Source organism: Pseudarthrobacter sp. NPDC055928 (assembly GCF_042270935.1).
Taxonomy (GTDB): Bacteria; Actinomycetota; Actinomycetes; order Actinomycetales; family Micrococcaceae; genus Arthrobacter.
In genome coordinates, this window is record NZ_JBHJZH010000003.1 from 277,907 (window position 1) to 302,371 (window position 24,465).

A 24,465-nucleotide genomic window follows, 5' to 3' on the forward strand; every position below is an offset into this window, starting at 1 on the left:
GTGCTCCGCGGTTTCCATACCTCGATGGTAGTCGGCGCTGGTGGCCCACTCGGCGTCACCAGACACCCCAAGGCATCAAGCGCTTGACTCAATCTACGTTAAGCGCTTGACGCACCGGCGTCCCGGATGCCATGATCTCCCTTGATTGCTTTAGCGCCCTGCCGGTGCCCCGCCCTGGCAGGCCCCAATGACGTGGAGACAAACGTGGACCCCAACCCCGCCACCCCCGGCCGCAAAAAGATCATCCTGGATTGCGACCCGGGCCATGACGACGCCGTGGCGATGCTGCTCGCGCACGGCAACCCGGATATCGAGCTCCTGGCTGTTACCACCGTGGTGGGCAACCAAACCCTCGAAAAAGTCACCCGCAACGCCCTGTCCGTAGGGACTATCGCCGGCATCACGGGTGTTCCGTTCGCCGCCGGCTGCGACCGGCCGCTGGTGCGCACCATCGAAACAGCGCCGGACATCCACGGCGAAAGCGGCATGGATGGCCCCGCCCAGCCCGAGTCCGCCATCGAGCTGGACCCCCGCCACGCCGTCGACCTCATCATCGATACCGTCATGGCCCACGAACCGGGCACCGTGACCCTGGTCCCCACCGCCGGACTGACCAACATCGCCATGGCTGCCCGCAAGGAACCGCGCATCGTGGAGCGTGTCAAGGAAGTGGTCCTCATGGGCGGCGGCTACCACGTAGGCAACTGGAGCGCCGTGGCTGAGTTCAACATCATCATCGACCCCGAGGCAGCGCACATCGTGTTCAACGAAAAGTGGCCCGTGGTGATGGTGGGCCTTGACCTCACCCACCAGGCACTCGCCACCCCGGAAGTCGTGGCGAAGATCGACGCAGTGGGCACCAAACCGGCGAAGTTCGTGATGGAACTGATGGAGTTCTTCACCCGGACCTACAAAGATGCCCAGGGCTTCGACTACCCGCCAGTGCACGACCCCTGCGCCGTGGCCTACGTGATCGACCCCAGCATTGTCACCACGCGCAGGGTGCCCGTTGACATCGAGCTCCAGGGCAGGCTGACCCTTGGAATGACGGTGGCTGACTTCCGAGCACCGGCTCCCGCGGACTGCAACACCTCGGTCGCCGTCGACCTGGACCACGGACGGTTCTGGGACCTCGTCACCGACGCGCTCATCCGGATCGGCGAACCGCTCACCGGCGAGAAGGGCACCAACGCCAACGCGGCCGACGTCGAACGCCAGGAACGTGCCCAGGTCACCATCGGAGGGATCAAGTAAATGACCGCCACACTCACCGAAACCAAGACTTCCAGCGGCAACGTCACCGCCCTCATGGTCGCCCTGCTGGCAGCCTGCGTGGCATTCCAGCTCAACGCCTCCATGCTCAGCCCCGCCTTGGTCACCATGGGCAACGAACTGAACACCGACCAGGCCGTCATCGGACTGTCCCAGACCTGGTTCTTTACTGCGGCCGCACTGTTCTCACTCTTCCTGCCGCGCCTGAGCGACATCATCGGCCGCAAGAAGATCCTGATCGGCATGATGCTGCTGATGGCGGTCGGTTCCGTCATCGCGGCACTGGCCCCGGACGTCACGTGGCTGTTTGTGGGCCGCATCATCCAAGGCGTCAGCGGCCCCACCGTGCCGCTATGCCTCATCATGCTGCGCTCCGCCGTCGCCAACCCGCGCAAGTACGGCACGCTTATGGGCCTCATCACTGCAGTCAACGGCGGAGTGGCGGGCGTTGACTCCTTCGTGGGCGGTTACTTCGCCGAGCACTACGGCTTCCGCAGCATCTTCTGGCTGATGGTGGTCCTTGCAGTCGTAGCCACTGCCCTGATCGCCTTCCTTGCCGGCGAAAGCAAACCGGCTGCCGGAACCAGCATGGACTGGCTGGGTGTGTTCTTCATCGTGGTGGCCGTCGGCGCACTGCTCACGGCCCTGAACGAAGGCTCCAAGCTGGTGGGCGCGTTCTCGGCGGGCACCCTCATCCTGGCCATCGGCCTGGTGGCCGTTGCCGCCGTCGCGTTTTATGCGTTCTGGACGGTGGAAAAGCGGGCGAAGGAGCCCATGGTGGAAACCGTTCACCTGCGCCAGCGCTCCACGTGGGCGCCGCTGCTGACCACTACCCTGACCATGACCGGCATCTTCGCCGTCATTAATGGCATCATTCCCGCCTACGTGCAGGCCGCGGCTCCCGGGTTCGGCGTGGGCCCCACCGAAATGTCGCTCATCATCCTTACGCCGTACGCCCTTCTCGGCTGGGTGGTGGGACCCCTCAGCGGCAAGCTGGCACCCGTGTTTGGTTACACCAAGGTGCTGCGCATCGGCATGCTGGGCAGCGTCGCGGCCCTGGCCATCATCGCGTTCTTCGGGCTCAGCAGCCTGCCGCTGATGATCGCCGGAACGGTCTTGCTGGGCATCATGTACGCCGGTACGGTCAACATCATGCTCAACGGCCTCGGTGTGGTGCTCTCCCCTGCCGGCAACCCCGGCTTCCTGCCCGGCATGAACGCAGGGGCCTTCAACCTCGGTGCCGGCCTCAGCTTCCTGGTGCTCCCTGCCGTGCTGGTGGCGACGTCGGCGCTCGGGGACGCAAAGGCTTCCTACCTGACCGTCGTGGTCACCGGGCTGGTCATCACGGTTGCGGCGTTTGCGGCCTCGCTCCTGATCCCGAAGCCGGTTGAGGCTGAGGTGGCCGAATGAGCACCGGAACCGCAGGCACCGCCGTCGAAAAGATCGGCCGGATCGTCGTCGTCGGGTCCCTGAACGCGGACCTGACCATCTACTGCGAGCGGCTCCCGCTGCCGGGCGAAACGGTGCACGGCACCGGCTTTGCCGTCAATCCCGGCGGCAAGAGCGCCAACCAGGCCGTTGCGGCGAGCCTGCTGGGCGGCTCCGTGAGCCTCGTCGGCGCCGTGGGGAATGACGCCAACGGCGAGATGCTTCTGACGTCCGCGGCCAGCGCCGGCGTGGACATTTCGCGGGTTCGCTCGTCCGCGTCCGAGGCTACGGGTGTGGCTGTCATCGCCGTCGACGAAAACGGCGAGAACAACATCATCATCTCCGCCGGCGCCAACGGCACGCTGTCCCCCACGGACGTCGCGGCGTCAGCGGAGGAGTTCGACGGCGCCGCGGTGGTCTGCCTCTGCCTGGAAGTCAGCCCAGAAACAGTGGAGGCCGCAGCGCGGGCCGGGCACGACGCCGGCGCCACCGTGCTGCTGAACCTCTCGCCGTTCGCGGCGATCAACCGCGAACTGACGGGCCTGACGGACGTCCTGTTGGTCAACGCCCACGAGGCGTCACTTTTCCTTGGCTCAGGAGGGATGCCGGACGCCGCAGCGGACGACGCCGACTGGGACCGGATCAGGGTCCGGTTCGCCGAGCGCGGGCTGCTCAAGGTCCTTCTCACCCTCGGCGCGGAAGGTTCCGTGGTCCTGGACTCAGAGGCGGCCGGTCCGAAAGTCACGAAGATTGCGCCCACAGCGGTCAAAGCTGTGGACACCACCGGCGCCGGGGATGCGTTCACGGGGGCCGTGGCCGCACGCCTGGCCGCAGGCCAGCCGCTGGCGGCTGCTGCCCGGTTCGCCTCGGTGGCGGCTGCCCTGGCCACCACGCGCAAGGGCACGCAGGCTGCCTACGCGGACATCGGAGACGTGGAGCGACTGCTGGATCCCCGGAACTAGGGCCGCGGCTTACCCCGGGGGTTGCAGGGACTGGTTTCGGGGCTTCAACACCGCGAAGTAGCCGGGGACGAGGCTGGCGGCCGCGTCCCCGGTCATCGGGTTTATTTCGATGGTTGTGGGTCCGTCCTCCAGCAATTCCCAGGTCTCCGGCGGCAAGGCCCTGCTGCGCTCTGCCGGGCCAAAGTGGCCGGGCATTGGCAGTTCGCGGATGGCCCGTTCCAGTGGCGCGGGGATAGCTTCCCTCGTGGCGCCAAGATGTGTCACATACTCAACAGCGTTGCCCTGGAAGTTGGTTTCGGCCAGGAAGACCGCGCCGCGCGTACCCACCACTTGCCGGAGATTCTCCACCAGGGCCCTCCGCTCGGCCGGTTCCAGCACGTGCAGGACGCCACGGATGAAGACGTTGGCGTCGGTCCCGCCGGCTAGACCGGCACCGGCATCCGGTTGGGTCATGTCGCGCACCAGGAAGGTGACATTGTCGATTCCCGCGGACTCTTCCCGGGCCCGCTCCACGGCGTGCGAGGACACGTCCACGCCGATTGCCCTCGGGAAAGACGGTGCCAGGGCACGGGTGAAGCTGCCGTGGCCGCATCCCACGTCCACCACCGGCAAAGCCGGATCCAAGTGCCGCTGGAGCACGGCAACGTAGCCAAGCAACTCGTGATCGCTTCCGGAGTCCCACAGCACTTCGCTCTGCGCACCGGTTTGGGCTATTCCGGCCCAGTACCGGTCCCAGGCAACAGTCCTGTCCTTCGGCGCGGAGCGGGACAGCCTGATGAGTTTGGGGACCATGAGGTACTTCCGCAGGGCGGAGCGCATGGTTTTCGCTGGGGAAGACACGGTCCAAATATATGTCGGGCAGGCAACAATTCTTCAGTTAACGTCGGTTACTGCCGGGTATCTGTCCTCAGCCAGGCCAACGTGCAAGCCCGGGCAGCTTCAACCCCGGTGCGTCGGTACACGCGACGATTCGGAAGCAGCTGTGCCGCATCCCCCTAGAATGTACTCAATTAGGAGCGAAGGGAGCATAGTGGCAGCGGACACACCCTTTGTCACAGCTATGCAACGCACAGCTGTGGTGGCCGACCCCGACGGCGGGCGGCTGGCGTCCAGCGCCGCAGCCCTCCGCGACGCCGGCTATTTGGTCCACATGGCAGAGGACGCCGGGACCCTGTTCACGCTGCTCGAGGGCGGCCGGCCATCGGTCCTTGTGGTTGACAGTTCCCTCTCTCCGCGGGAGTCCCGCGTGCCGGTGCTGGTGCTGGTGGACCTGGACGATGCCAACGAGATCGCCGCCATCGAAGGTTCGGGGGTCCGTGACTGCATCGCCAAGCCTCCGGCTGCCAAAGAGCTTGTGCACCGCGCAACTGCCCTGATCAACCTCGTGGAGCGGCGCACCCGGGCACGGCAGGAGGCCGAGGCCTTGCGCGAGCAGCTCAGGCTGGTTTCGGCTGCTGTGCGGGGAACCAATGATCCGCAGGAAATCGCCGACTACGTCGTAACCGGGTTTGGCGAAACGTTTGGCGCCGACCACGTGTGGCTGACCACGTTCGAAGATGAGCGTGTTCCCCCAATCACCGCTCAGTGGAGCCGGCCCGGCCTGGATCCGCTGCGGGCGGGCCCGCTGGAGGATGAAGCCACAGCCCGCTCCACGGCCGACCAGCTGTGGGCCAGGGCTGAAGTGCTGACCTCTGACGGCTCAGACGGTTCCATCAGGCTCCCCAAGTCGCTGGAGGACCTGCACGCGAAGGCATCTGTGGTGGTGCCCATGGGAGAAGGAAACTCTTCCCTGGGCATTTTGTGGATCGCCCTGCTGGACAGCCCGCGGGCGTGGTCACGCGCCGAACTGGGGCTCATCCAGCATGTGGCAGGCAATGCAGCCCATGGACTGATCCAAAGCCACCTGATCAGCAGCCAGCTCCAGGTGGTCAAGCAACTGCAGGAGCTGGACAAGGCCAAGACCGATTTCCTCGCTACGGTCAACCATGAACTGCGAACACCATTGACGTCGATCATGGCGTACTTGGACATGATCCAGGAGAGCACGGCGGATCCCGTGTCGCCGGAGGTCCACCAGATGCTGGACATCGTGGTCCGGAACACGGAACGGCTGCGGATGCTCATCGAGGACATGCTGAGCGTTTCCCGCAGCGGTGGCGGGGATGGCCAGCTTCACCTGACGCCGGTCCGGCTGGGCCGTACGCTGGAAATCGTGGCCGGTGCCCTCCGCCCGCTGGCCACGCTGCAGGATGTCACCATAGCGCTGGAACCCGCACAGGAGGATCCTGAACTCATGGGGGATGAGGTTCAACTGCAGCAGGTCTTCACCAACTTGGTCTCCAATGCCATCAAGTTCACTCCCAGCGGAGGAAAGATCCACGTGGGAAGTGCTGCCCATGCCGACTCTGACGGCACGCGATGGGCAACCGTCCGCGTGACGGACACCGGGATAGGCATTTCCAGTGAGGAAATCTCCCATGTGTTCACGCGCTTCTACCGCGCTTCCAATGCAATGGCCGGGGCGGTCCCGGGCACCGGCCTGGGCCTGGCCATCACGAAGGACATCGTGAGCCGGCACGGGGGCCACATTGATGTTGCCTCGGAGCTGGGAGCAGGCACCACGGTCACCGTGACCCTGCCGCTTGCCCATGAGGCCCGGGCGAGCTGACCGCCGGAAGGAGCAATCCAGGTGTTTGCTGACAATGACCCCAGGGTCTCGCAGCTGCTGGAGGGCATCGTCCGGCTGGCCTCCGGCGACCTCAACTCGAGGATTGAAGTGTCCCCCGCCAGGGACGAGCTCGATGCCATCATCATGGGCACGAACCTCCTCGCCGAAGACCTGCAGATTATCTACGAGGAACTCGAACAGCGGGTGGAGGTCAGGACCAAGCTGCTCCACGAGGCCCACTTGGAGATGCAGAAAATGGCCATGCAGGACCCGCTCACCGGGCTGGCCAACCGTTCAGCGCTCCTGACTGCGCTGAAGTCGGCGCAGTCCGACGGGACGGCAGACTCACCCGTCATCCTGCTGCTGGACCTGGACGCCTTCAAATCGATCAACGACACCCAGGGCCACACCGCCGGGGACAAGGTGCTGATCACCGTGGCCGAACGCATCCGGAATGCAGTCCGCAGCACCGACGTCGTGGCCCGGTTGGGCGGAGACGAGTTTGCCATCGTGATGCCGGCGACGGGAGCCGACCAGGCCGCCGTCGTTGGACAACGGATCCTGGCAGCGCTGAAAGAACCGATCGAGCTTCCCGACCGGAGCATCCGCTGCGCCGCAAGCCTGGGCCTGAGCGTCGGGGATGCCGGCCAGGGCCCCGAAGAAATGCTGATGCAGGCCGATGTGGCCATGTACGCCTCAAAAGCCGAGGGCCTGAACCGGCTCCACTTCTTCGAGCCCGGGCTCCTGCTGGTGCGCCGGCTCCGCAGCCAGCTGGTGGATGACTTGAGGTCCGCGCTGAAGGGCGAAGGCCTGGTGCTCCATTACCAGCCTGTGGTGGAGCTGGCCACAGGCCGCGTGGAGGGTGTGGAGGCACTGATCCGCTGGAACCACCCCACCCGGGGACGGATCATGCCCGATGAATTCATCCCCCTGGCGGAAGAGGCCGGCCTGATCTCGGAGCTTGGCCGCTGGGTCCTCACTACCGCCGTGGAGCAGCTACGCCAGTGGGTCGACGAAGATGCGGTGGACAGCAGGTTCTCGGTACGGATCAACATTTCGGCCACCGACCTGCAGAGCCTCCAGTTCATCGAGGATGTCCGGGGAGTCCTTAAGGAGACGGGTGTCCGTCCCGAGCAGGTTGTCCTGGAGCTCACCGAGATGGCCATCGTGAAGGGCAATGATCTGGACCGCTATTCGCTGGGCGGCCTGCGCGGGCTGGGCGTTGGGATCGAAATCGACGATTTCGGGACGGGCTACTCATCCATCAGCTACCTTCGGCGGCTCCCGGTGGATCGGGTCAAGGTGGACCGTTCCCTGATCGTTGGACTGGGAACGGACCCCACCCAGCCCGCCCTGGTGGCCGCAGTCCTGCAACTGGTGCGGGCCTGCGGGCTCGAGGCTGTATGGGAAGGTGTGGAAACGGCTGAGCAGGCTGAGCACTTGCGCAACCTGGGCTGCCTCAGTGCGCAGGGCTACTTCTTCAGCAGGCCCTTGCCCGCCGAGGATATCCCCGCCCTGGTGGCGGCGGCGTTCCCGGCCGGGAATGTGGGCCTATAGTGCGGAAAAGGGCTGTACTTTTGCCCTGCCCGATATACGATCATGATGCGGTGTCAGAATTACACTGCATGGGAGATCGGACATATTCAGAAGTGGCTGATTCCGAAGGTATCTGGAAATTGAACAATTACGGGGCCAACGGGTCATTACTTCGTCAACTGGGGGCGTAGTTAATGTCGGTTCGAGTACAGGCTTGGGGAGTAATTGCTGCTGTGCTGGCAGGTTCGGATCCTGCCCAGGCAGCCACGCGTCAGCGTCTTAGCGACCGTCTTGATGAGAATCCGGGAGTACCCGAAAGGGCCCTTCTGGAGCATCTGCTGGAAAGCCGGCAACAGGACAGCATGGGCAGCGGAACCCCGGACACCGCCCGAGTGCCGTTCCCCCGCGACGCCATGCCCCCGCAGCTGCTCGAACGCCTGGATGCCATCCGCAGTCTCTCAAGGATCAGCGCCTTGCTGGAGAACCAGATGTTGATGACCGCTTTCCAGCCAATCTACGGCCTGGCGAGCAAGGGCGTTGTTGGCGTGGAGGCACTCTCGCGGTTCGTCAGCGACGACGGCGCAGGCGCCGAGCTGTGGTTTGCCGAGGCCGCGTCCGTGGGGCTGGGGGCGAACCTGGAATTCTCCGCGTTGGGCTCCGCTGCGGCCGCCGCCGCAAATCTCCCCCCACACCTCTACGTTTCCCTAAATGTCTCACCGACGTCCTGCATTGACCCGCGGCTGCCCGAATTGTTCGACCACATCGAACTGCCAGTGAGTCGGATTGTGCTCGAATTGACCGAGGGAATTCCGGATGACGAATACCCGCATTTCGTTTCCGCAATTACCCCGCTGCGTGAGCGCGGCCTCCGCATTGCCATCGACGATTCGCACTCCGGAGCCGGCGCACTGAGCCGGATGGTTCACCTGCGCCCCGATTTCATCAAACTGGGACGCGACATCATCAGCGGCGTGGACAGCGATTCAACCCAGCAGGCGCTGGCGGCCTGCATGGTGGACTTCGCCGAGCAGATCGGCACAGTGCTGGTAGCCGAAGGCGTGGAAACCCGCGAGGAACTGCAGGTGCTGACGGATCTTGGCGTCAGCGCCGGCCAGGGCTACCTGCTGGGCCGGCCGTCGGTCCGGCCCCAGGACTGGGCGGCCTGGAACACCGCCAAGGACCCGGACGGCCTGATCAGGCAGCTCTCCGAGGCGGAGAACGTTGCCCACGGCTCACCAGGGGCAGCCGACAAGCACTGAGTGCGAGCCGCATTGCCCTGAAGCCTTGGGCAACAGCGGCCGCCTACTCGCTGTGCCCCTGGTCCCCGCTCATCTGGTCCTCGGCCGGAGGGGTCTCCCCCGGCGGGACGCCGCCGCCCGGTTCGAGGCCGGTGATGTTTCCCTCCTGCGGATCGGGATTGGCCGTTCCTGCAGAGTCCTTTGCTGGGCGCGCCTGATCCGTGCCGGCGTCGGCCGTTTCCGCGCCTGGCCTGTCCGGGTTGGCGGGATCCTTTTCCGGATGGTAGCTGCTCATAGTGCTGGTTCCTTCCTGGATGGCTGCGGACTCTTCCTCAGCTCTGGACTAATTGTAAGCATGCTGATAATTCTGGAAGGGTTCCGGGATGGCAGGACAGGCCGTCCCCCCGAGCAGAAGGAGCACTGACATGGGCATCGGCGACAGCATCGGCAAGGCAGCAGAAAACGCCATGGAAGACCTGGCGGGGACCTCATCGCCCACGGAGAACACCCGGGTTCCGGAACCCACGGATCCCAACAGCGACGTCGAGGTCCATTCGTCCATCAGTGAAGGATCCAACGCGATGGAGGCGGAGAAGGAAAAGGCGCCCGGACTCAAACCCGGCACTGCGACAGGACCGGTTTCTTCCCATCCGGCGGAGCCGGACACTGCTCCTGGCCCCTCAGGCGATGGCGCAGCGGAAGGCGCTGGCCAGTCCGCTGACGACGCCGGGGGTGTCCCCCGCGATGTTCCGGGTCCGGCGGGCCTGCCGGACGGCGACCCTGACTCCTTGCGCGCCGATCCGGGCGAGGGCGACCAGGACCCCTCCAGGGATTTGGGCCGCAGCTGACTGTCTGACAAGCGACTCGGACGTTTCGGGTTCCCGGGCTCAGGTTTCCGGCCACTCCCCGCGTTCCAGCAGCACCTGCTTGAGGAGTTCTGCCCGGTCGGTCACGAGGCCGTCCACGCCAAGGTCCAGCAACCTTCGCATTTCGGCGGGGTCATTGATGGTCCACACATGCACCATCAGGCCCAGGGCGTGTGCGCGCCGGACGTAACCGCGAGTGACCACCCTGAACCCGCCATAGCTGACCGGGACCTGCAGCGCCTGGACGTCCTTCAGTGGGGCTCGGAGCAGCAGCCGGAGCCAAGCAGCGGGCAGGGGCCGCAACAGGAAAAAGAGCGTGTTCGTGGCAATCCCGGCCGACGACGCAACGGGGCGGCTGAGCAGCTTCAGCACCGCCCGGCGTCGTCGGTCCGAGAAGCTGGCCACCAGCACACGGTCATGGAGGCTGTGCCGCTCGATGCCGGCGGCGAGGCTTCGCACCGAATTCCAGTCCTTGACGTCCAGGTTCAGCCTGACCCCGGGAAGGGCAGCCACCAGTTCGTCGAACAGCGGCACCGGTTCGTGGCCACCGATCCGGGCCCCAGCCACCTCGGCAGCGGTGAGCTCACAGATCCGGCCGACGGCGTCCGTCACCCGGTCCAGTGTCTCGTCGTGGAACAGCACCAGCACGCCGTCCGACGTTGTGTGCACATCCGTTTCCAGGTAGGTAAAGCCGAGGTCGACGGCGGCGCGGAACGCGGCCATGGAGTTCTCAAGGCCCTCGCGCGAGTAGCCGCGGTGGGCCATGGCCACCGGACGTCCGGCGTTGTGCAGGAACGGCGAGGATGCAGTCACAATGCGAGCGTACCGGCTACTCCTGCGGGACAACCTCCACGCCATCGCTGCAGTGCAGCAGCATGCGGCCGCGGCCGCCATCGAGGTCCACCCAAATGGCGGTGTGGTCCCACGTGATGGCATCCACGAGGCCGCCGCTTTCGAAGCCGGGTGCGAGGCGGACCAGGACGCGGTCGCCCTGCTTGAGCTTTTTCCAATGGGCCGCCGGTACCGCCGGACGCAGCGGCGCTTCGGCCGCATCGTGCTTGACGTTCCTTGCCATGATGTCCCCTTGAGCCGCGGATCGGTTGTCCACTTCCTACGCTAGGGCGGCAAGGTAAACGGCAGGTGAGCGCCAGCTGTGAAAAAGGGCGTCAAGCTAGGGAAGTTTTACCCCCAGCGAGGTGAGCCGGGCCTCAAGAATCTGGGCCACGCCGTCGTCGTCGAAATGGGGCGCCTGCTGGCCGGCGGCAAGGATGGCCTCCGGGTGGCCGCTGGCCATCCCGTAGCCGTGGCCGGCCCAGCGGAGCATCTCGATGTCGTTGGGCATGTCGCCGAAGGCCACCACGTCGGCGGCGTCGATGCCCAGGGATTTGGCGTATTCGGCCAGGGTGACGGCCTTGTTGACGCCGGGCAGGGACAGCTCGAGCATGGAGACCCCTGGTGACGAGTGTGTGGCGGCGGCCAAGTGCTGGACGGCGGGTTTCACCTCGGCGAGGAAGCTGTCCGGAGTGCCTTCCCGGACGATGGCCAGGAATTTGATGACGCGGTCGTCCGGGGTGAGCGTGTCAGCAAGCGGTGCCGGCGTGAACTCGGCGAGCAGTTCGCTGGATCCGTTCTCGATGAACCCGGGCTCGAGGTGGAAGCCGGTCAGGGTTTCCGCTGCGAAGAGTGCGGTGGGCCGCAATTCCTTGATGATCCGGCGGATCTCCAGGACCGATTCGATGCTGAGGGCCCGGGCGGAGACCAGCCGGTTATCCTCCAGGTCCCACACCACGGCGCCGTTGGAGCAGATCACGGTGCCGGTGTGGCCCAGCTGTTCTTCGAGGGGGTGCAGCCAGCGCGGCGGACGGCCGGTGACAAAAACAAGTTCGACGCCGGCTTTCCGGCAGGCGTGGAAGGCACGGACGGTGCGGTCGCTGATCTTTCCGTCGTGTCCAAGAATGGTTCCGTCAATGTCACTTGCTACCAGCCGCATCCTGCCAGTCTACGTGGGTTGCTTGGACCGCTCGCCTCATCTTTGAAGCCGGTTGCCGGAAGGGTATCCCTTCACCGTGGAGCTTGGCGAAGGGATACCCTTCCATGGCTGCCGGCTCTTCCCGGCGTCCTGCTCAGTCAGGAACGGACACCAGTTCGGTGGCCGTCGGAGGTTCCGTTTGGGCCGGCCCCCCCGACGAACGTTCTGCGGCGGGCGCCGCATGCGCGGCAAGCACACCGGTCTGATGCCTGATCTTGAGCCGATAGAGCAGGGCGCCGCCGCCGGCGACGGCACCGACAAACAGGACGCCGCCCCACTGCAGGTACCACTCAAACGGGGGCACTGAGTTGTAGATTTCCGGGCGGGGCCAGATCAGGTTCACGGTCATGGCGCCGCCCCAAAGCACCGCCACAATGTTCACCGGCAGCCCCCACTTGCCCAGGCTGAAGCCCGGTTCGGTGTCGTCGTCCGCAAGCGGCCACTTCTTCTGGAACCGCTTGCGGAGCATCGGGACGGTGACCAGCAGGTAGGAGAGGTAGATCAGGACGATGCTGATGCTCGAAAGGATGGTGAAGATCGCGGGCTGGGAGACGTTGACGATCAGGGGAATGATGGCGATGAGTCCGATGACGATGGCCGCCACCGTGGGCGTCTTCCGCTCTGGATGCACCTTGCTGAGCTGGCCGCTAAAGGGCAGGTTGTTGTCCCTGGCCATAGCGAACATCATGCGGATGGCGGCGGCGTGAACGGCCAGGGTACAGACGATCACTGCCACGACGATGCACACCAGGAACGCCTTACCGAAGGGGCCGCCCAACACGGAGAGCACGATGTACTGCAGGCCGCCGTCGGCAGCGCCCAGCTTGGGGTCGTTGAGGTCGGGGGCGGCCAGTAGTCCGCCAAGGAGAATTAGTCCGCCCAGGACGAAGGATGCCGTGATTGCACGCAGGATGGCCTTGGGGGCTGTCTTTTTCGGGTCCTTCGTCTCCTCGCCGAGGGAACTGGCGGTGTCAAAGCCGTACATGACGTAACCGGAGGCCATGGCGCCGATGAGGAACACCCCGAAGAAGCCAAGGTCGTGGTCCATGCCGTAGCCTGCGGTGCTGAAAAGGACTTCCGGCCCCCGCACCACATGCCAGGCAAGGGCCAGGATGAGGAGCACGGCAGCAGCGAGCTCCACGAAGACGCCTATGCTGTTAATTTTGGTCATCAGCTTCACGCCGAAGGCGTTAATGATGGTGGAGATGGAGATCATGATGCTGGCGAGCAGCACGCCGTTGAGGGCGAAATCGTAGGTGCCCGTGCCGTCGCCGATGATCTGGAAACCGGACCAGATCTGGGGCAGGGTGAGCTGCAGTGCCAGGGCCACGGCCCCGAGCGCAACGATCGAGGAGATGAGCAGCAGCCAGCCCGCCAGCCAGGCGAACGTCCCTGACGAGAGCCGCTTGGCCCAGTTGTACACCGAGCCGGCCACCGGGTAGCGGCCTGCCAGCTCAGCGAAGCAGAGGGCTACCATCAGCTGGCCGGCGAAAACGAGGGGCCAGGACCACGCGTAGGCGGGGCCGGCCATGGAAAAGCCAAAGTAAAAAAGTTGGAATACGCCGGTGAGGATGGAGATGTAGCTGACTCCTGCCGCGAAGCTGGCGAACTTGCCGATGCTGCGGTCCAGGGTCTGGGCATAGCCGAATTCGTCCATGCCACTTGCGTCTGCACGCTTTGTGGGTTCTAACATCCGAGCTCCTAAGTGAGAAAAGCACGATGGTGATGACCCGCGGCCGCCATTGGACGCGGGTTTATATCAGGGCCGGGCACTGCGCTCGGCAGCGCCCGGCCGTTCCCCCATTGCCGTTGCCTATTCGGCCGGAACCGCCCCCGTTCCGTCCGAAGATGAACCGAACCAGCCGCTGGGTGCGGGCTGGATGTTCTGCCAGATATGTTTTGCCTCGCGGTATTCGTTGAGGCCCGCGCTGCCAAGTTCACGGCCAATGCCGGACTTGCCGAATCCGCCCCACTCCGCCTGCGGGACGTACGGGTGGTAGTCATTGATCCATACTGTTCCGTGCCGGAGGGCGCCCGCAACGCGCTGCGCTTTCGATGCGTCCGATGTCCAGACCGCTCCCGCCAGGCCGTATTCCGTGTCGTTGGCTATGGCAACGGCCTCGGCTTCGGTCCGGAACGTCTCGACGGTCAGCACCGGGCCGAATGACTCCTCCCGCAGCACGCTCATACCCGAGCGGCAGTTGCCGAGCACGGTGGGCGGATAGAAGAATCCGTCCGCAAGCGTCCCCTCGTCGGGGATGTAGCCGCCGCACAACAGCTCGGCGCCCTCCGCGATGCCGGCCTTGACGTAGGCATGGACCTGTTCGCGGTGCTTGGCGGAAATCAGCGGGCCCGTTTCTGCGTCGGGATCAAACGGCCCGCCCATCCGGATCTTTTTCGCCCGCTCAACCACCTCGGCAACGAAGCGCTCCGCAATGGTCTCCTCGACGACAAGCCGCGCCCCGGCCGAGCAGACCTGGCCGGAGTGCAGGAAAACAGCTGTCAGGGCGTTGTCGACGGCGGCGTCCCAGTCCGCGTCCGCGAAGACGACGTTCGGGTTCTTCCCGCCGAGCTCGAAGGCGACGCGCTTCACGGTCTCCGCGGCGGCCGCCATGATGGTCTGGCCCGTAGCCAGGCTTCCGGTCAGGGAGACGAGGTCCACGCGCGGGTCCGAACTCAGCGCGGGACCCACCCTCGACCCGGATCCCGTGACCAGGTTCGCGACTCCGGCGGGAACCCCGGCCTCTGCCAGTGTTTCCATGAGCAGGATGGAGGTGGACGGCGTGAGCTCGCTGGGCTTGAGCACAAAGGAGTTTCCCGCGACAAGTGCCGGTGCCACTTTCCAGGCGGCCTGGAGGAGCGGGTAGTTCCATGGTGCGATGAGGGAACAGACGCCAAGCGGTTCGTAGACTACGCGGCTGATGGCATTCGGCCGGCCCGTATCGATAACCCTGCCGGCATCGAGGCCCGCTATCTTTCCGTAGTAGCGGAAGCATGCGGCTATGTCGTCAATGTCGTATTCGGCCTCGACGAGGCGCTTGCCCGTGTCCAGCGCCTCGGCCCGGGCGTAAGCCGCCTTGTCCCGCTCAAGCAGCCCGGCGATGCGAAGCAGCACCTCGCCGCGTTCGATGTCCGTCAGCCGGCGCCACGCACCGCCGTCGAACGCTGCCCGTGCACTCGCGATTGCCCGCTCAGCGTCCTCGACGGTCGACGAGGCTACAACCGTTACCTCATGTCCGTCCGCCGGACAGCGCACAACTGTTGTCCCGCCGTCGGATGCCTGGTGCCATGAGCCGTCAATGTACAGGCCCTTAATGGGGTCCTGCCCTTTCCCGGCGTGGTGGATTTGTTCAACGGTGGCGGTCATGGTTTCTCCTTCTCCAGTCCATCAATCATGCCTAGGCCCCAGCCGCCGGGGCAGCTGCAGTATCAGCGGCGTTACGCTCCAGCGGGCTGATCCCGTGGCGGTAGAACTCCGTGTGCTGCGCGGCCAGGGGCGCCTTGCCGAGGATGAGGTCGGAGGCCCTTTCGGCCAGCATCATCACCGGGGCGTAGATGTTGCCGTTCGTCACATAGGGCATGGCGGAGGCGTCGACGACGCGCAGGCCCTTGGTGCCGTGGACGGACATGTCCAGCGGGTTGACCACTGCCATCGGGTCGGATTCCGGGCCCATCTTGGCGGTGCAGGAGGGGTGCAGGGCGGTTTCTGCGTCCCTGGCCACCCAGTCCAGGATTTCAGCATCCGTCTGCACGCTGCGGCCGGGAGACAGCTCGCCGCCGTTGAACGGGCCCATGGCCTGCTGGCCCAGGATGTCGCGGGAGATCCTGACGGCTTCCACCCATTCGCGGCGGTCCTGCTCGGTGGAGAGGTAGTTGAAGACCATCGACGGGTGGACTGTCGGGTCCGTGGACTTGATCTTGAGGCTGCCGCGGGCGTCCGAGTACATCGGGCCGATGTGCACCTGGTAGCCGTGCTTCGCGTCTGCCTTCTGGCCGTCATAACGGACGGCGACAGGCAGGAAGTGGAACATGAGGTTGGGGTAGGCCACGTCCTCGTTGGAGCGGACGAATCCCCCGCCTTCGAAGTGGTTGGTGGCTGCCGGGCCCTTACGGCCGAAGAGCCACTGCAGGCCGATCCACGGCATGCGCCAAACATCCAGGGCCGGCTGCATGGACACAGGCTGCGTGCAGGCGTGCTGGATGTAGACCTCCAGGTGGTCCTGCAGGTTCTCGCCGACGCCGGGCAGGTTCACCACGGATTTGATGCCCAGCGATTTGAGGTGCTCGGCATCGCCCACACCGGAGAGCTGGAGCAGCTGGGGAGTGTTGATGGCGCCGCCGGACAGAATCACTTCACCGGCGTTGACCGTGTGCAGCTTGCCGTTGCGGCGGTAGGTGACGCCCGTGGCAGTGGTGCCCTTGAAGTTGACCTTGGTGACCATCGCCCTGGTCAGCACTGTGAGGTTTTGCCGGTTGGAGTTGGGACGGATGTGCGCCCTTGAAGCTGACAGGCGCTGGCCCTTGTGGACGTTGCGGTCAAAGGCCGCGAAGCCTTCCTGACGGTATCCGTTGACGTCGTCGGTGAGGGGGTAGCCGGCTTCCTGGGCGGCTTTGAAGAACGCCTGGAAGAGCGGGTTGGTGGCCGGGCCGCGTTCCAGGACCAGCGGGCCGTCGTGTCCGCGGAGTTCGTCGTCCGGATCCGCGGCCAGGGCATTTTCCATCTTGTTGAAGTAGGGAAGGCAGTGGGCGAAGTCCCAGGTTTCCATGCCGGCGTCGGCACCCCAGCGCTCATAGTCGAGGGGATTGCCGCGCTGGAAGATCATGCCGTTGATGGAGCTGGAGCCGCCCAGGACCTTGCCGCGGGCATGGGCCACACGGCGGCCGCCCATGTACGGCTCAGGATCCGACTGGTAGCGCCAGTCGTACAGCGGGTTGCCACTGGGGAAAGTCAGTGCGGCGGGCATCTGGATGAAAAGGTCCCAGGGGTAGTCGCTCCGTCCGGCCTCAAGAACCAGGACGCTGTTGTGGCCGCCCTCGCTGAGCCGGTTGGCGAGCACGGAACCTGCGCTTCCGCCTCCGACGATGACATAGTCGTAGTGGGTTTTGGTCATGCTGCAAACTCTCCTTCTACCTGGTGCCGACCAGCCGCTGAGGGCGGTCGTCCTTCTTCCGGAAGCGGGCAAAGCCTCTTGATGCCCGGGAAAACTATTTGTTGGATCTTTGGAATTGCTGGCGCACGGCGCCGGCAGGGTATTTACCTAGCCGGATGCGGAGGTTGCCGACGTGGCCTTGGAACTGCAGCCTCGCCGGATTTTCCTTGGGCCGCGAAGGGAGGTCGGCGTTGACGCCCCCTCATGTCCGCTTGGTGTGGTGTAGGTCATACTCATGCAGAATAGTGCACCTTGAACAAGTGTTCAATAGCCCGACTGGACAAGTGTTCAAAATTTACGTGGGCGTAACATGGCTCGCTCATCCTGCCGTTTGGGCGGGTGCATGTGGGCCGATCGATTCAGTCATCGTTGGGGAGCCACTCCCCCGGCACTACCCGCGGACCGCGCAAGAAGATTAGTATCGGATTCGTCCTAATGAATCCGAAATAAGTATTTCCCCTTACTAATCGGGGATCCTAAGCTGGTCGGAGCATGGCACCGTGCCCTGCCTCGATCTGCCAGGAGCGTCAATGGAGACTCGGCATCTGAAGTACTTCATTGCCGTGGCCGAGGAGAGACACTTCGGCCGGGCAGCCCTCCGCCTGCACATGGCGCAGCCGCCGCTGTCGCAGCAGATCCGACAGCTCGAGGAGCATCTCGGCACGCCCCTGCTGGTGCGCACCACCCGCAAGGTTGAGCTCACCCCGGCCGGACAAGTCCTGCTGGACCGCGGACGCGTGCTGCTGCAGGACCTCAGCGCCCTCGTGGAGGACGTCCAGCAGGTCGGGGCAGGAGCCACCGGCGTGATCCGGGTAGGCTTCACCGGAACGGCGACGTACCGGCTGATGCCCAGCATCGTTCAGGCAGCACGCCGGACCCTCCCCGGGCTCAGGATCACCGTGCAAGGCGAGATGCTGACACCACAGATGGAGGCTGCTCTCGAAGAGGGCCGGCTGGACGTGGCAGTCCTCCGTCCGCCGGTCCGCTCCGGCGAGCTCAAGCTGAGGCTGCTTGAACAGGACCAGCTGGTGGCTGCGCTTCCTGCCGATTCGCCCCTCGCGGAGCGCGGCACACTGGACATCACCGATCTGGCCAACGAGGACTTTATAGGCTATTCCGCGCACTCCGCCGTCAACACCATCTCCGCTGAAGCCTGCCGCAAGGCCGGTTTCCAACCTCGCCTGGTGCAGGAGTCCAAGGAAACATCCACCCTGCTCTCGCTCGTGGCCGCCGGCATGGGCGTCGCACTCGTGCCCATGACCGCCCGGATGTTTTCATTCCAAGGCGTCGCCTTCCGCCCGCTCCGGGACCCGCCGCCGGTTGACCTCGCCGTCGCCTGGAACCGGAACAATGTGACACCGCTGATCCGGAGCTTTCTGGGCCTCTTCGACGCCCTCCCCACTTCACAGCCAGCAGCCGCCGCAAAGGACATCTCCGCATGAAAATCGCACGTATTGAGGCCATCCCCTACTCCATCCCCTACGCCCGTCCCTTGAAGTTCGCGAGCGGAGAAGTCGCGGCCGCGGAACACGTGCTGGTCAGGATCCATACGGACACTGGCATCTGCGGCGTGGCCGACACTCCTCCACGCCCCTACACGTACGGCGAAACGCAGGAATCCATCGTCGCTGTGGTGACCAATGTGTTTGCCCCGCAGCTGATCGGGCTGGACCCAATGGACCGCTCCAAGGTCCAGCAGGTGCTCCGCCGCACGATCAACAACCCCACGGCCAAGGGGGCCCTGGACATCGCCCTGTGGGACATCATCGGCATCTCCCTGGACACCCCCGTGCACAAATTGCTTGGCGGCTTCACTGACAGCATGCGCGTGTCCCACATGCTGGGCTTCAAGCCCGCCGCCGAGCTCCTCGAGGAAGCGCTGGGGTTCCGCGAAACGTACGGCATCGACACCTTCAAGCTCAAGACCGGCCGGCGGCCGCTCTCCCTGGACGTCGAGGCCTGCCATGTGCTGCGGGAGGGCCTCGGTGCGGACACCGAGATCTACCTCGACGCCAACCGGGGCTGGACGGCGAACGAGGCCATGGAGGTCCTCCGCCAAACCGAAGGCCTGGGACTGTCCATGCTGGAAGAACCGTGCGACGCCAGTGAGGCCATGGGCCGACGCCGGCTCGTGCAGCAGTCACGCATCCCCATCGTCGGCGATGAAAGCGTCCCCACCCTCGGCGACGTGTCCCGGGAGCTGCTCTCCGGCGGCAGCAACGCCATCTGCATCAAAACAGCCCGCAGCGGCTTCACCGAGGCCCAGCAGATCCTCAGCCTCTGCGAGGGGCTGGGTGTGGACGTCACGATGGGAAACCAGATCGACACCCAAGTCGGAAGCCTGGCCACAGTCACCTTCGGCGCGGCCTTCGAGGCCAGCAGCCGGCGGGCCGGGGAGCTCTCCAACTACCTGGACATGACGGATGACCTGCTCGCGGAGCCGCTCGAAATCAACGACGGCGCCATCCGGGTCCGCGAGTTCCCTGGCGTCGGTGCTGTCATCGATGCCGACAAGCTGCAGAAGTACCGCCAGGACTAGGCCGCCCCGCCCACGCCTGCCCCCAGAAACCCCACACAACAAGGAGAATCTCATGCTCTACCTGGTCCGCATGGATGTAGATATCCCGCTGGACATGCCCAAAGAACGCGCCGACGCCATCAAGGCGGAGGAACGGGAGTACTCCCAAAAGCTCCAGTACGACGGCCGCTGGCCGCATTTGTGGCGGATCGTGGGCGAGTACTCCAACTACTCGGTGTTCGACGTCGCGGACAACGACGAGCTACACACCCTCCTCTCAGGCCTGCCGCTATTTCCGTATATGGACATCAAGGTCACTCCGCTCGCCAAGCACCCCTCTGCCATCGGGTAGCGGTCGGATGCGGATTCATATACCCCACCTCTCAATCAGCGGCAGATAGGTATTTCTCAACAATCAATGCCGGGCCTACTGTTGAAACAACAAGGAACGTGAGGCCCAGCACAATGCAGCGCACAACGGTCCGGAACCCCAACCGTGAATCGACAAAGGAGTCATCATGACCACGGAAACACATGCCACTGCGGCCGCTTCGGGCGCTGGCGCCACCGCCCGCTTCAGGGAAAACAAGCAGCTTGCCACTGGCACGAGCCAGGAGCGAGTGAACACCCTCGCCGGCCGACTCATCAAGGCGGTCAATGACATCGTGCTTGACGAGAAGGTCAGTTACGACGAGTACAACGCCTTCAAGGCCTGGCTCATCCAGGTCGGCGAGGACGGCGAATGGCCGCTGTTCCTGGACGTCTGGGTGGAGCATTCGGTCGAGGAGGTTGCCAACGCCAACCGGCATGGGACCAAGGGCACCATCGAGGGGCCGTACTACATCCCGGACGCGCCCACACAGAACACTCCGGCAACCCTGCCGATGCGCGAGGATGAGCCCGGCACTCCGCTGCTCTTCCAGGGCCAGGCGAAGAACGTCGCCGGAGAACCGCTGGCCGGTGCGCTGATTGAGCTGTGGCACGCCGACGACCTCGGCTTCTACTCCCAGTTCGCCCCGGGGCTGCCGGAGTGGAACCTCCGAGGCTCTGTCATCGCCGACGGCGAGGGCAACTTCGAGATCAACACCATCCAGCCCGCGCCGTACCAGATCCCCACCGACGGCGCCTGCGGTGCCCTCATCGCCGCGGCCGGCTGGCACGCCTGGCGCCCCGCCCACCTGCACCTCAAGGTTTCAGCTCCCGGGCACCAGCCCATCACCACCCAGCTCTACTTCGAAGGCGGCGAGCACGTTGGCGACGACATCGCCTCTGCCGTCAAGCCCGAACTCATCCTCGCCCCCACCCGGCGTGCCGACGGCCAGGGCCGCGAAGTCACCTACGACTTCATCCTCGACCCCGAGGACTAAGCCCGCTACCAGTTCCAGGACTGGTACTCGTTAGGCACGGGGACGGCCACGGGCCTAACCAAACACCGCACACGGCGGCACCGTACCGCCGTCGATCCACACAGCAGACGTGCCGCGATGGCGCGCTGCCAAAAACGCTCCTTCTGCCCCATAAAACCCATCATTCAGTGCTCACACAACCCCACACCAGACAGGAGAGGTCGATGACTCAGGGAGCAGTCAGAGCCGGCGTTGATAACCTCGACCTGCGGCACGCGTTCGGCAGGTTCGCTACCGGAGTCACGGTGGTCACCACCCGCGCGGCCGACGGTGTCCCGCACGGTGCCACCGTCAACGCCTTCACCGCAGTGTCCGTTGACCCACCACTTGCCCTGGTGACGCTAACCCGTACTTCACGGGCCGCCCGGTACCTCGAAGGCACCCCCTTCGCGATCAACATCCTCTCGCTCGAGCAGAGAGACGTCGCGCTGCACTTCGGCGGCAAGGTGCTGGACGAAGAGCCCGAGTGGACCCTCGCCGGCAACGTTCCGGTGTTGCTGAAGAATGCAGCTACGCTTGAATGCCGGCCCTGGAATATCTATGACGGCGGCGACCACATCATCGTGGTGGGCGAGGTTGTCGCCATGCACATCACCGATCGCCAGCCGCTCCTGTTCTTCGGCGGGGACTTCCGGGAGATCGGGCGCTTGGTCGAGGGCGCTCCGTGGGACCACCCCGGCGACGCTCCCGAATCGGGCTGGTTCGCCGGCTCCAGTACTTTCACACGGATGCGCAGCCCCTAGCCGAGATTTATCCCGGCAGCACGGCCGGACCGCCTGCCGGTGTCCGTCGGTTCAGTGCCGGATGGCAGCGACTGGCAGTTCCAAGTAGCCGGAACACAACGCGCTCTTTCCAGACGCTTGCATAAGGCGTTCCGATCGCTCGTGCACTCTTGCGCCGTCAGGCGTGAAAGTCAGACCCGAGAACGGGCCGCGTGCTTTGCGCGTGCCCGTGAATGAATTGGGCATCCTTTTTCATCCAGATTCTGAAGTTTGTTGCTATCAAAGGAGATAAGACAATGACGAAAACATTACACACGATGGCAGGAGCAGGCAATGTCCGCTGAGCCCATCGTCGCCGTTTCCGCTAAACCTAAATTCGTGAGAAACCGCGTCACTTATTCGCTATACGCCTACTTCTGCACATTTGGTTGGTTCATGCTCGGGTTCTCTCCGTGCGTTCCGATCATCGCCCAGGAGCAGAATATCTCAAATGGCCAAGCGGGGCTGATAGGACCGGCTCTCGCCTTGGGACTTATTCTGGGGGCACTCGCGATCAACCGAAGCACAGCCGGTTTGGGCCGCAAGAGGGTCCTTTTTTCTGCAAGCACCATCCTGACTGTTGGCGTTATTGGGCTCCTTTTGAGTTCTTCCTTCCCACTGACTGTCGCCGCGACCTTTGTGTGTGCTTTCGGGGCCGAGTTGATTATCGCCTCAGTGCTCCCGGGCCTCGCAGTGCATCACCAGGCCATGGCTCCAGCCGCGTTGAGTGAGGGCGCCGCGATTGGGGCGGCCGCGGGCCTGGCATCACCGTTCCTCGTTGGTCTGAGTATCTCGGCGGGATGGGGATGGAGGGTCGGCATCTCCACAACCGTTGTGCTCCTCGTGATCGCATGCCTCTTCCTGGCGGGGATGCCACGAGTAGGTGCACTTGACGGACGACGCCTGCGAAGCGCCGCTCACCCATCGGCAGCCCGCCCGTCGAAAACCACTGGCGTATTCTGGCTCCTCTGGGTGGCTTGCATTTGCGGTATCGCTTTGGAATTCTCCACCCTGTTCTGGGTTCCGGCGCTCTTCTCGGAGCGTGCTGGCATGAGCCTGGGGGCAGCCGCGTCCTCGGCCTCCGCGCTCGTTCTGGGTGAACTGATTGCCCGATCGATCTCATCGCGTCTCAGTACGCGATGGACGCTCAGGCCTTTGCTGCTGGTTGCCCTCAGCGTTACTGCGTTGGGATGGCTTATCTTCTGGACTGCCAGCGTCCCTCTCATTGCCGTCGTAGGACTATTCATCGCCGGCCTGGGGATCGGCCCGCTGCAGCCCTTGACAGCTGCTTCCCTGTTCTCAGTCTCTCCGGGAGAGGAAACCAAGGCACAGTCGCGCATCTCAATTGGACAGGGCATCGCGATCGGTACTTTCCCCATCATCCTAGGGGCATTGTCGGACGTCACCGGCACATTCCTCGCTTTTCTGGTCATCCCGGCGCTAGTCATTCTCTGCGCCATCATGCTGGTCATCGCAACGAAGAAGGTGCATTCAGCGCCCGCCGCTGACTCGTACGTCGTCGCACTATAACTACGTGAAGCAGCACAAAAGGAAACCTGTGTCAGCAGCCGCTCGCGTCTCGTTCAGCTGGACCACACAGAGGGAAATGTCGGCGTGAAGGACTATCAGTTCAGCTCCCAGGCATAGGTGGCCAGCCCGCCCAGCAATGGGACGGCGCCCGTCACCTGTCCTGCTCACGCTCCGTACATCTGATCTATGTTCACCACCTCGGGCACTTAGCGGCCCCGCGAAAGGAAGTCTCAGCATGAAACCCGCCATGAACCAGATCTCGACCATGCAAGCCACATTCGAAGAGGATTTGCCCGCATATGCAGCAGCGGGGTTCGAAGCCATTGGCCTTCTGGAGATGAAACTGCCCGAAGACGACAACAACAACCGCCGCCTGCTGGACAAGTACGGCTTCGAGGTGTCGAACTGCATCGTAAGCGTCCTCTCGATCCTGCCCTTGCAAGGAGTGGTGTTGCCGAAGGGAGACTGGAAGGGCATCGACTTCGAAGGTCCCGAGGACACCGAGACCCGTATCCGCCTGATTTGCGACGCCGTCCGGCGCCTCGGACCGTACAAGCCTTCGTCCGTGACTGTGTCGTTTGGCTCGCCGGACGGCTTCGATAGCGCTCGAGCCGCTGAAGCTGCGCTGAGAGATGGTCTGCGCCGCATCGCGGATGTGGCGACGAAAAGTGGGGTTCGAATCGCGATCGAGCCGATTCACCCGTCGATCATCCACACGCTGGGTCAGTCCATCGCTGAGACGGCCCACATTATCGACGATGCTGGGGTCGCGGACGCCGTTGGCATTCTAATCGACACGTGGCATTCTGGGGATTCACCCACGTTGTTCGAGGACATCGAGGCTCACGGGGATCGCGTCATCGGTCTGCACGTGTGTGATCGGGCACCTGCCGGAAACCCCAACCGCCTGGTGCCGGGAACGGGCGCTTCACCAACTGTGGAAATCCTGGGTGCACTCCGCAAGCACGGCTACGACACTTGGGCGGACGCAGAGCTATTCTCGCCGCATGACGTTTGGCTGCGCCCCGTCGAGGAGGCAGCCACGATCGGTTTCACCGCAATGAATGACGTGCTCAAACGAAGCGCTGATTTCGCCTAATA

General features: G+C 64.4%; 22 protein-coding genes. 14 read left to right on the forward strand and 8 right to left on the reverse strand.

The window, feature by feature from the left end:
* Positions 1-192: 192 nt before the first annotated feature.
* The 3 genes from ACFC25_RS06545 to ACFC25_RS06555 are packed head-to-tail and all read left to right on the forward strand — an operon-like array spanning position 193 to position 3,662.
* Positions 193-1,254, forward strand: a complete 1,062-nt coding sequence (locus tag ACFC25_RS06545; protein ID WP_337350609.1) for a nucleoside hydrolase — start codon at positions 193-195, stop codon at positions 1,252-1,254.
* A complete protein-coding gene (locus ACFC25_RS06550; protein WP_376044522.1) occupies positions 1,255-2,682 on the forward strand; it encodes an MFS transporter in 1,428 nt (475 codons plus the stop codon).
* The gene (locus ACFC25_RS06555; RefSeq protein WP_376044523.1) at positions 2,679-3,662 is read left to right on the forward strand and encodes a ribokinase; all 984 of its coding nucleotides are present in this window, start codon (positions 2,679-2,681) and stop codon (positions 3,660-3,662) included. Before ACFC25_RS06550 ends, ACFC25_RS06555 begins: the two co-directional genes overlap by 4 nt.
* A 9-nt stretch (positions 3,663-3,671) precedes the next feature.
* Here ACFC25_RS06555 and ACFC25_RS06560 read toward each other — a convergent pair whose 3' ends face one another.
* A complete protein-coding gene (locus ACFC25_RS06560) occupies positions 3,672-4,481 on the reverse strand; it encodes a class I SAM-dependent methyltransferase (protein ID WP_376044554.1) in 810 nt (269 codons plus the stop codon).
* A gap of 241 nt (positions 4,482-4,722) precedes the next feature.
* Between ACFC25_RS06560 and ACFC25_RS06565 the strand changes: the two genes are divergently transcribed.
* The 3 genes from ACFC25_RS06565 (at position 4,723) to ACFC25_RS06575 (ending at position 9,125) form a co-directional block, all read left to right on the forward strand.
* Positions 4,723-6,330: an ATP-binding protein gene (locus ACFC25_RS06565; RefSeq protein ID WP_376044555.1), complete on the forward strand. Its 1,608-nt coding sequence runs from the start codon at positions 4,723-4,725 to the stop codon at positions 6,328-6,330.
* 21 nt (positions 6,331-6,351) lie between these two features.
* Positions 6,352-7,887 (forward strand): EAL domain-containing protein, encoded by a 1,536-nt coding sequence (locus tag ACFC25_RS06570; protein WP_337345362.1) that lies wholly within the window; start codon positions 6,352-6,354, stop codon positions 7,885-7,887.
* A gap of 173 nt (positions 7,888-8,060) precedes the next feature.
* On the forward strand, positions 8,061-9,125 hold the full coding sequence (locus ACFC25_RS06575; protein ID WP_376044524.1) for an EAL domain-containing protein: 1,065 nt from the start codon (positions 8,061-8,063) through the stop codon (positions 9,123-9,125).
* Between the two features lie 43 nt (positions 9,126-9,168).
* Here the strand turns inward: ACFC25_RS06575 and ACFC25_RS06580 are convergent, their stop codons facing one another.
* On the reverse strand, positions 9,169-9,399 hold the full coding sequence (locus tag ACFC25_RS06580; RefSeq protein WP_376044525.1) for a DUF6480 family protein: 231 nt from the start codon (positions 9,397-9,399) through the stop codon (positions 9,169-9,171).
* A 130-nt stretch (positions 9,400-9,529) separates the two neighbouring features.
* Between ACFC25_RS06580 and ACFC25_RS06585 the strand changes: the two genes are divergently transcribed.
* The gene (locus ACFC25_RS06585) at positions 9,530-9,952 is read left to right on the forward strand and encodes a hypothetical protein (protein ID WP_337345359.1); all 423 of its coding nucleotides are present in this window, start codon (positions 9,530-9,532) and stop codon (positions 9,950-9,952) included.
* A 39-nt stretch (positions 9,953-9,991) separates the two neighbouring features.
* Here the strand turns inward: ACFC25_RS06585 and ACFC25_RS06590 are convergent, their stop codons facing one another.
* The 6 genes from ACFC25_RS06590 to betA all read right to left on the reverse strand — a co-directional run bounded on the left by ACFC25_RS06590 (position 9,992) and on the right by betA (position 17,110).
* Positions 9,992-10,735, reverse strand: coding sequence for a glycerophosphodiester phosphodiesterase (locus ACFC25_RS06590; protein ID WP_376044556.1), 744 nt, complete (start codon positions 10,733-10,735; stop codon positions 9,992-9,994).
* 64 nt (positions 10,736-10,799) lie between these two features.
* Complete coding sequence (locus tag ACFC25_RS06595) at positions 10,800-11,045, reverse strand: hypothetical protein (RefSeq protein ID WP_337345358.1); 246 nt, start codon at positions 11,043-11,045, stop codon at positions 10,800-10,802.
* A gap of 96 nt (positions 11,046-11,141) precedes the next feature.
* Positions 11,142-11,960, reverse strand: coding sequence for an HAD family hydrolase (locus ACFC25_RS06600; protein ID WP_337345357.1), 819 nt, complete (start codon positions 11,958-11,960; stop codon positions 11,142-11,144).
* Between the two features lie 133 nt (positions 11,961-12,093).
* Positions 12,094-13,692: an APC family permease gene (locus ACFC25_RS06605; RefSeq protein WP_376044526.1), complete on the reverse strand. Its 1,599-nt coding sequence runs from the start codon at positions 13,690-13,692 to the stop codon at positions 12,094-12,096.
* Positions 13,693-13,812: 120 nt separating this feature from the next.
* On the reverse strand, positions 13,813-15,366 hold the full coding sequence (locus ACFC25_RS06610) for an aldehyde dehydrogenase family protein (protein ID WP_376044527.1): 1,554 nt from the start codon (positions 15,364-15,366) through the stop codon (positions 13,813-13,815).
* A gap of 31 nt (positions 15,367-15,397) precedes the next feature.
* Entirely contained in the window at positions 15,398-17,110 is a 1,713-nt protein-coding gene (betA, locus tag ACFC25_RS06615; protein WP_337350604.1) for a choline dehydrogenase, read from the reverse strand.
* A 569-nt stretch (positions 17,111-17,679) separates the two neighbouring features.
* On the opposite strand from betA, the gene ACFC25_RS06620 reads away from it, so the two are divergent.
* The 7 genes from ACFC25_RS06620 to ACFC25_RS06650 all read left to right on the forward strand — a co-directional run bounded on the left by ACFC25_RS06620 (position 17,680) and on the right by ACFC25_RS06650 (position 24,463).
* Complete coding sequence (locus ACFC25_RS06620) at positions 17,680-18,591, forward strand: LysR substrate-binding domain-containing protein (protein WP_337345353.1); 912 nt, start codon at positions 17,680-17,682, stop codon at positions 18,589-18,591.
* A complete protein-coding gene (locus ACFC25_RS06625) occupies positions 18,588-19,688 on the forward strand; it encodes a mandelate racemase/muconate lactonizing enzyme family protein (RefSeq protein WP_376044528.1) in 1,101 nt (366 codons plus the stop codon). Before ACFC25_RS06620 ends, ACFC25_RS06625 begins: the two co-directional genes overlap by 4 nt.
* 52 nt (positions 19,689-19,740) lie before the next feature.
* Positions 19,741-20,019 carry a muconolactone Delta-isomerase gene (gene catC / locus ACFC25_RS06630; RefSeq protein ID WP_376044529.1) on the forward strand — a complete coding sequence of 93 codons (279 nt, stop codon included), beginning with the start codon at positions 19,741-19,743 and terminating at the stop codon, positions 20,017-20,019.
* A gap of 166 nt (positions 20,020-20,185) precedes the next feature.
* On the forward strand, positions 20,186-21,034 hold the full coding sequence (gene catA, locus ACFC25_RS06635; protein ID WP_337345350.1) for a catechol 1,2-dioxygenase: 849 nt from the start codon (positions 20,186-20,188) through the stop codon (positions 21,032-21,034).
* Positions 21,035-21,237: 203 nt separating this feature from the next.
* Positions 21,238-21,816: a flavin reductase family protein gene (locus ACFC25_RS06640; protein WP_376044530.1), complete on the forward strand. Its 579-nt coding sequence runs from the start codon at positions 21,238-21,240 to the stop codon at positions 21,814-21,816.
* A gap of 312 nt (positions 21,817-22,128) precedes the next feature.
* Positions 22,129-23,364, forward strand: coding sequence for a sugar MFS transporter (locus ACFC25_RS06645; protein ID WP_376044531.1), 1,236 nt, complete (start codon positions 22,129-22,131; stop codon positions 23,362-23,364).
* A 235-nt stretch (positions 23,365-23,599) separates the two neighbouring features.
* Positions 23,600-24,463: a sugar phosphate isomerase/epimerase gene (locus tag ACFC25_RS06650; protein ID WP_337345347.1), complete on the forward strand. Its 864-nt coding sequence runs from the start codon at positions 23,600-23,602 to the stop codon at positions 24,461-24,463.
* Positions 24,464-24,465: the final 2 nt, after the last annotated feature.

Bases quoted from the DNA above. Each gene is read 5' to 3' on its own strand.
- ACFC25_RS06550 (WP_376044522.1), top strand. From the start codon at position 1,255: ATGACCGCCACACTCACCGAAACCAAGACTTCCAGCGGCAACGTCACC.
- ACFC25_RS06555 (WP_376044523.1), top strand. From the start codon at position 2,679: ATGAGCACCGGAACCGCAGGCACCGCCGTCGAAAAGATCGGCCGGATC.
- ACFC25_RS06560 (WP_376044554.1), bottom strand. From the start codon at position 4,481: ATGCGCTCCGCCCTGCGGAAGTACCTCATGGTCCCCAAACTCATCAGG.
- ACFC25_RS06565 (WP_376044555.1), top strand. From the start codon at position 4,723: ATGCAACGCACAGCTGTGGTGGCCGACCCCGACGGCGGGCGGCTGGCG.
- ACFC25_RS06575 (WP_376044524.1), top strand. From the start codon at position 8,061: ATGTCGGTTCGAGTACAGGCTTGGGGAGTAATTGCTGCTGTGCTGGCA.
- ACFC25_RS06580 (WP_376044525.1), bottom strand. From the start codon at position 9,399: ATGAGCAGCTACCATCCGGAAAAGGATCCCGCCAACCCGGACAGGCCA.
- ACFC25_RS06585 (WP_337345359.1), top strand. From the start codon at position 9,530: ATGGGCATCGGCGACAGCATCGGCAAGGCAGCAGAAAACGCCATGGAA.
- ACFC25_RS06590 (WP_376044556.1), bottom strand. From the start codon at position 10,735: ATGGCCCACCGCGGCTACTCGCGCGAGGGCCTTGAGAACTCCATGGCC.
- ACFC25_RS06595 (WP_337345358.1), bottom strand. From the start codon at position 11,045: ATGGCAAGGAACGTCAAGCACGATGCGGCCGAAGCGCCGCTGCGTCCG.
- ACFC25_RS06600 (WP_337345357.1), bottom strand. From the start codon at position 11,960: ATGCGGCTGGTAGCAAGTGACATTGACGGAACCATTCTTGGACACGAC.
- ACFC25_RS06605 (WP_376044526.1), bottom strand. From the start codon at position 13,692: ATGTTAGAACCCACAAAGCGTGCAGACGCAAGTGGCATGGACGAATTC.
- ACFC25_RS06610 (WP_376044527.1), bottom strand. From the start codon at position 15,366: ATGACCGCCACCGTTGAACAAATCCACCACGCCGGGAAAGGGCAGGAC.
- betA (WP_337350604.1), bottom strand. From the start codon at position 17,110: ATGACCAAAACCCACTACGACTATGTCATCGTCGGAGGCGGAAGCGCA.
- ACFC25_RS06620 (WP_337345353.1), top strand. From the start codon at position 17,680: ATGGAGACTCGGCATCTGAAGTACTTCATTGCCGTGGCCGAGGAGAGA.
- ACFC25_RS06625 (WP_376044528.1), top strand. From the start codon at position 18,588: ATGAAAATCGCACGTATTGAGGCCATCCCCTACTCCATCCCCTACGCC.
- catC (WP_376044529.1), top strand. From the start codon at position 19,741: ATGCTCTACCTGGTCCGCATGGATGTAGATATCCCGCTGGACATGCCC.
- catA (WP_337345350.1), top strand. From the start codon at position 20,186: ATGACCACGGAAACACATGCCACTGCGGCCGCTTCGGGCGCTGGCGCC.
- ACFC25_RS06640 (WP_376044530.1), top strand. From the start codon at position 21,238: ATGACTCAGGGAGCAGTCAGAGCCGGCGTTGATAACCTCGACCTGCGG.
- ACFC25_RS06645 (WP_376044531.1), top strand. From the start codon at position 22,129: ATGTCCGCTGAGCCCATCGTCGCCGTTTCCGCTAAACCTAAATTCGTG.
- ACFC25_RS06650 (WP_337345347.1), top strand. From the start codon at position 23,600: ATGAAACCCGCCATGAACCAGATCTCGACCATGCAAGCCACATTCGAA.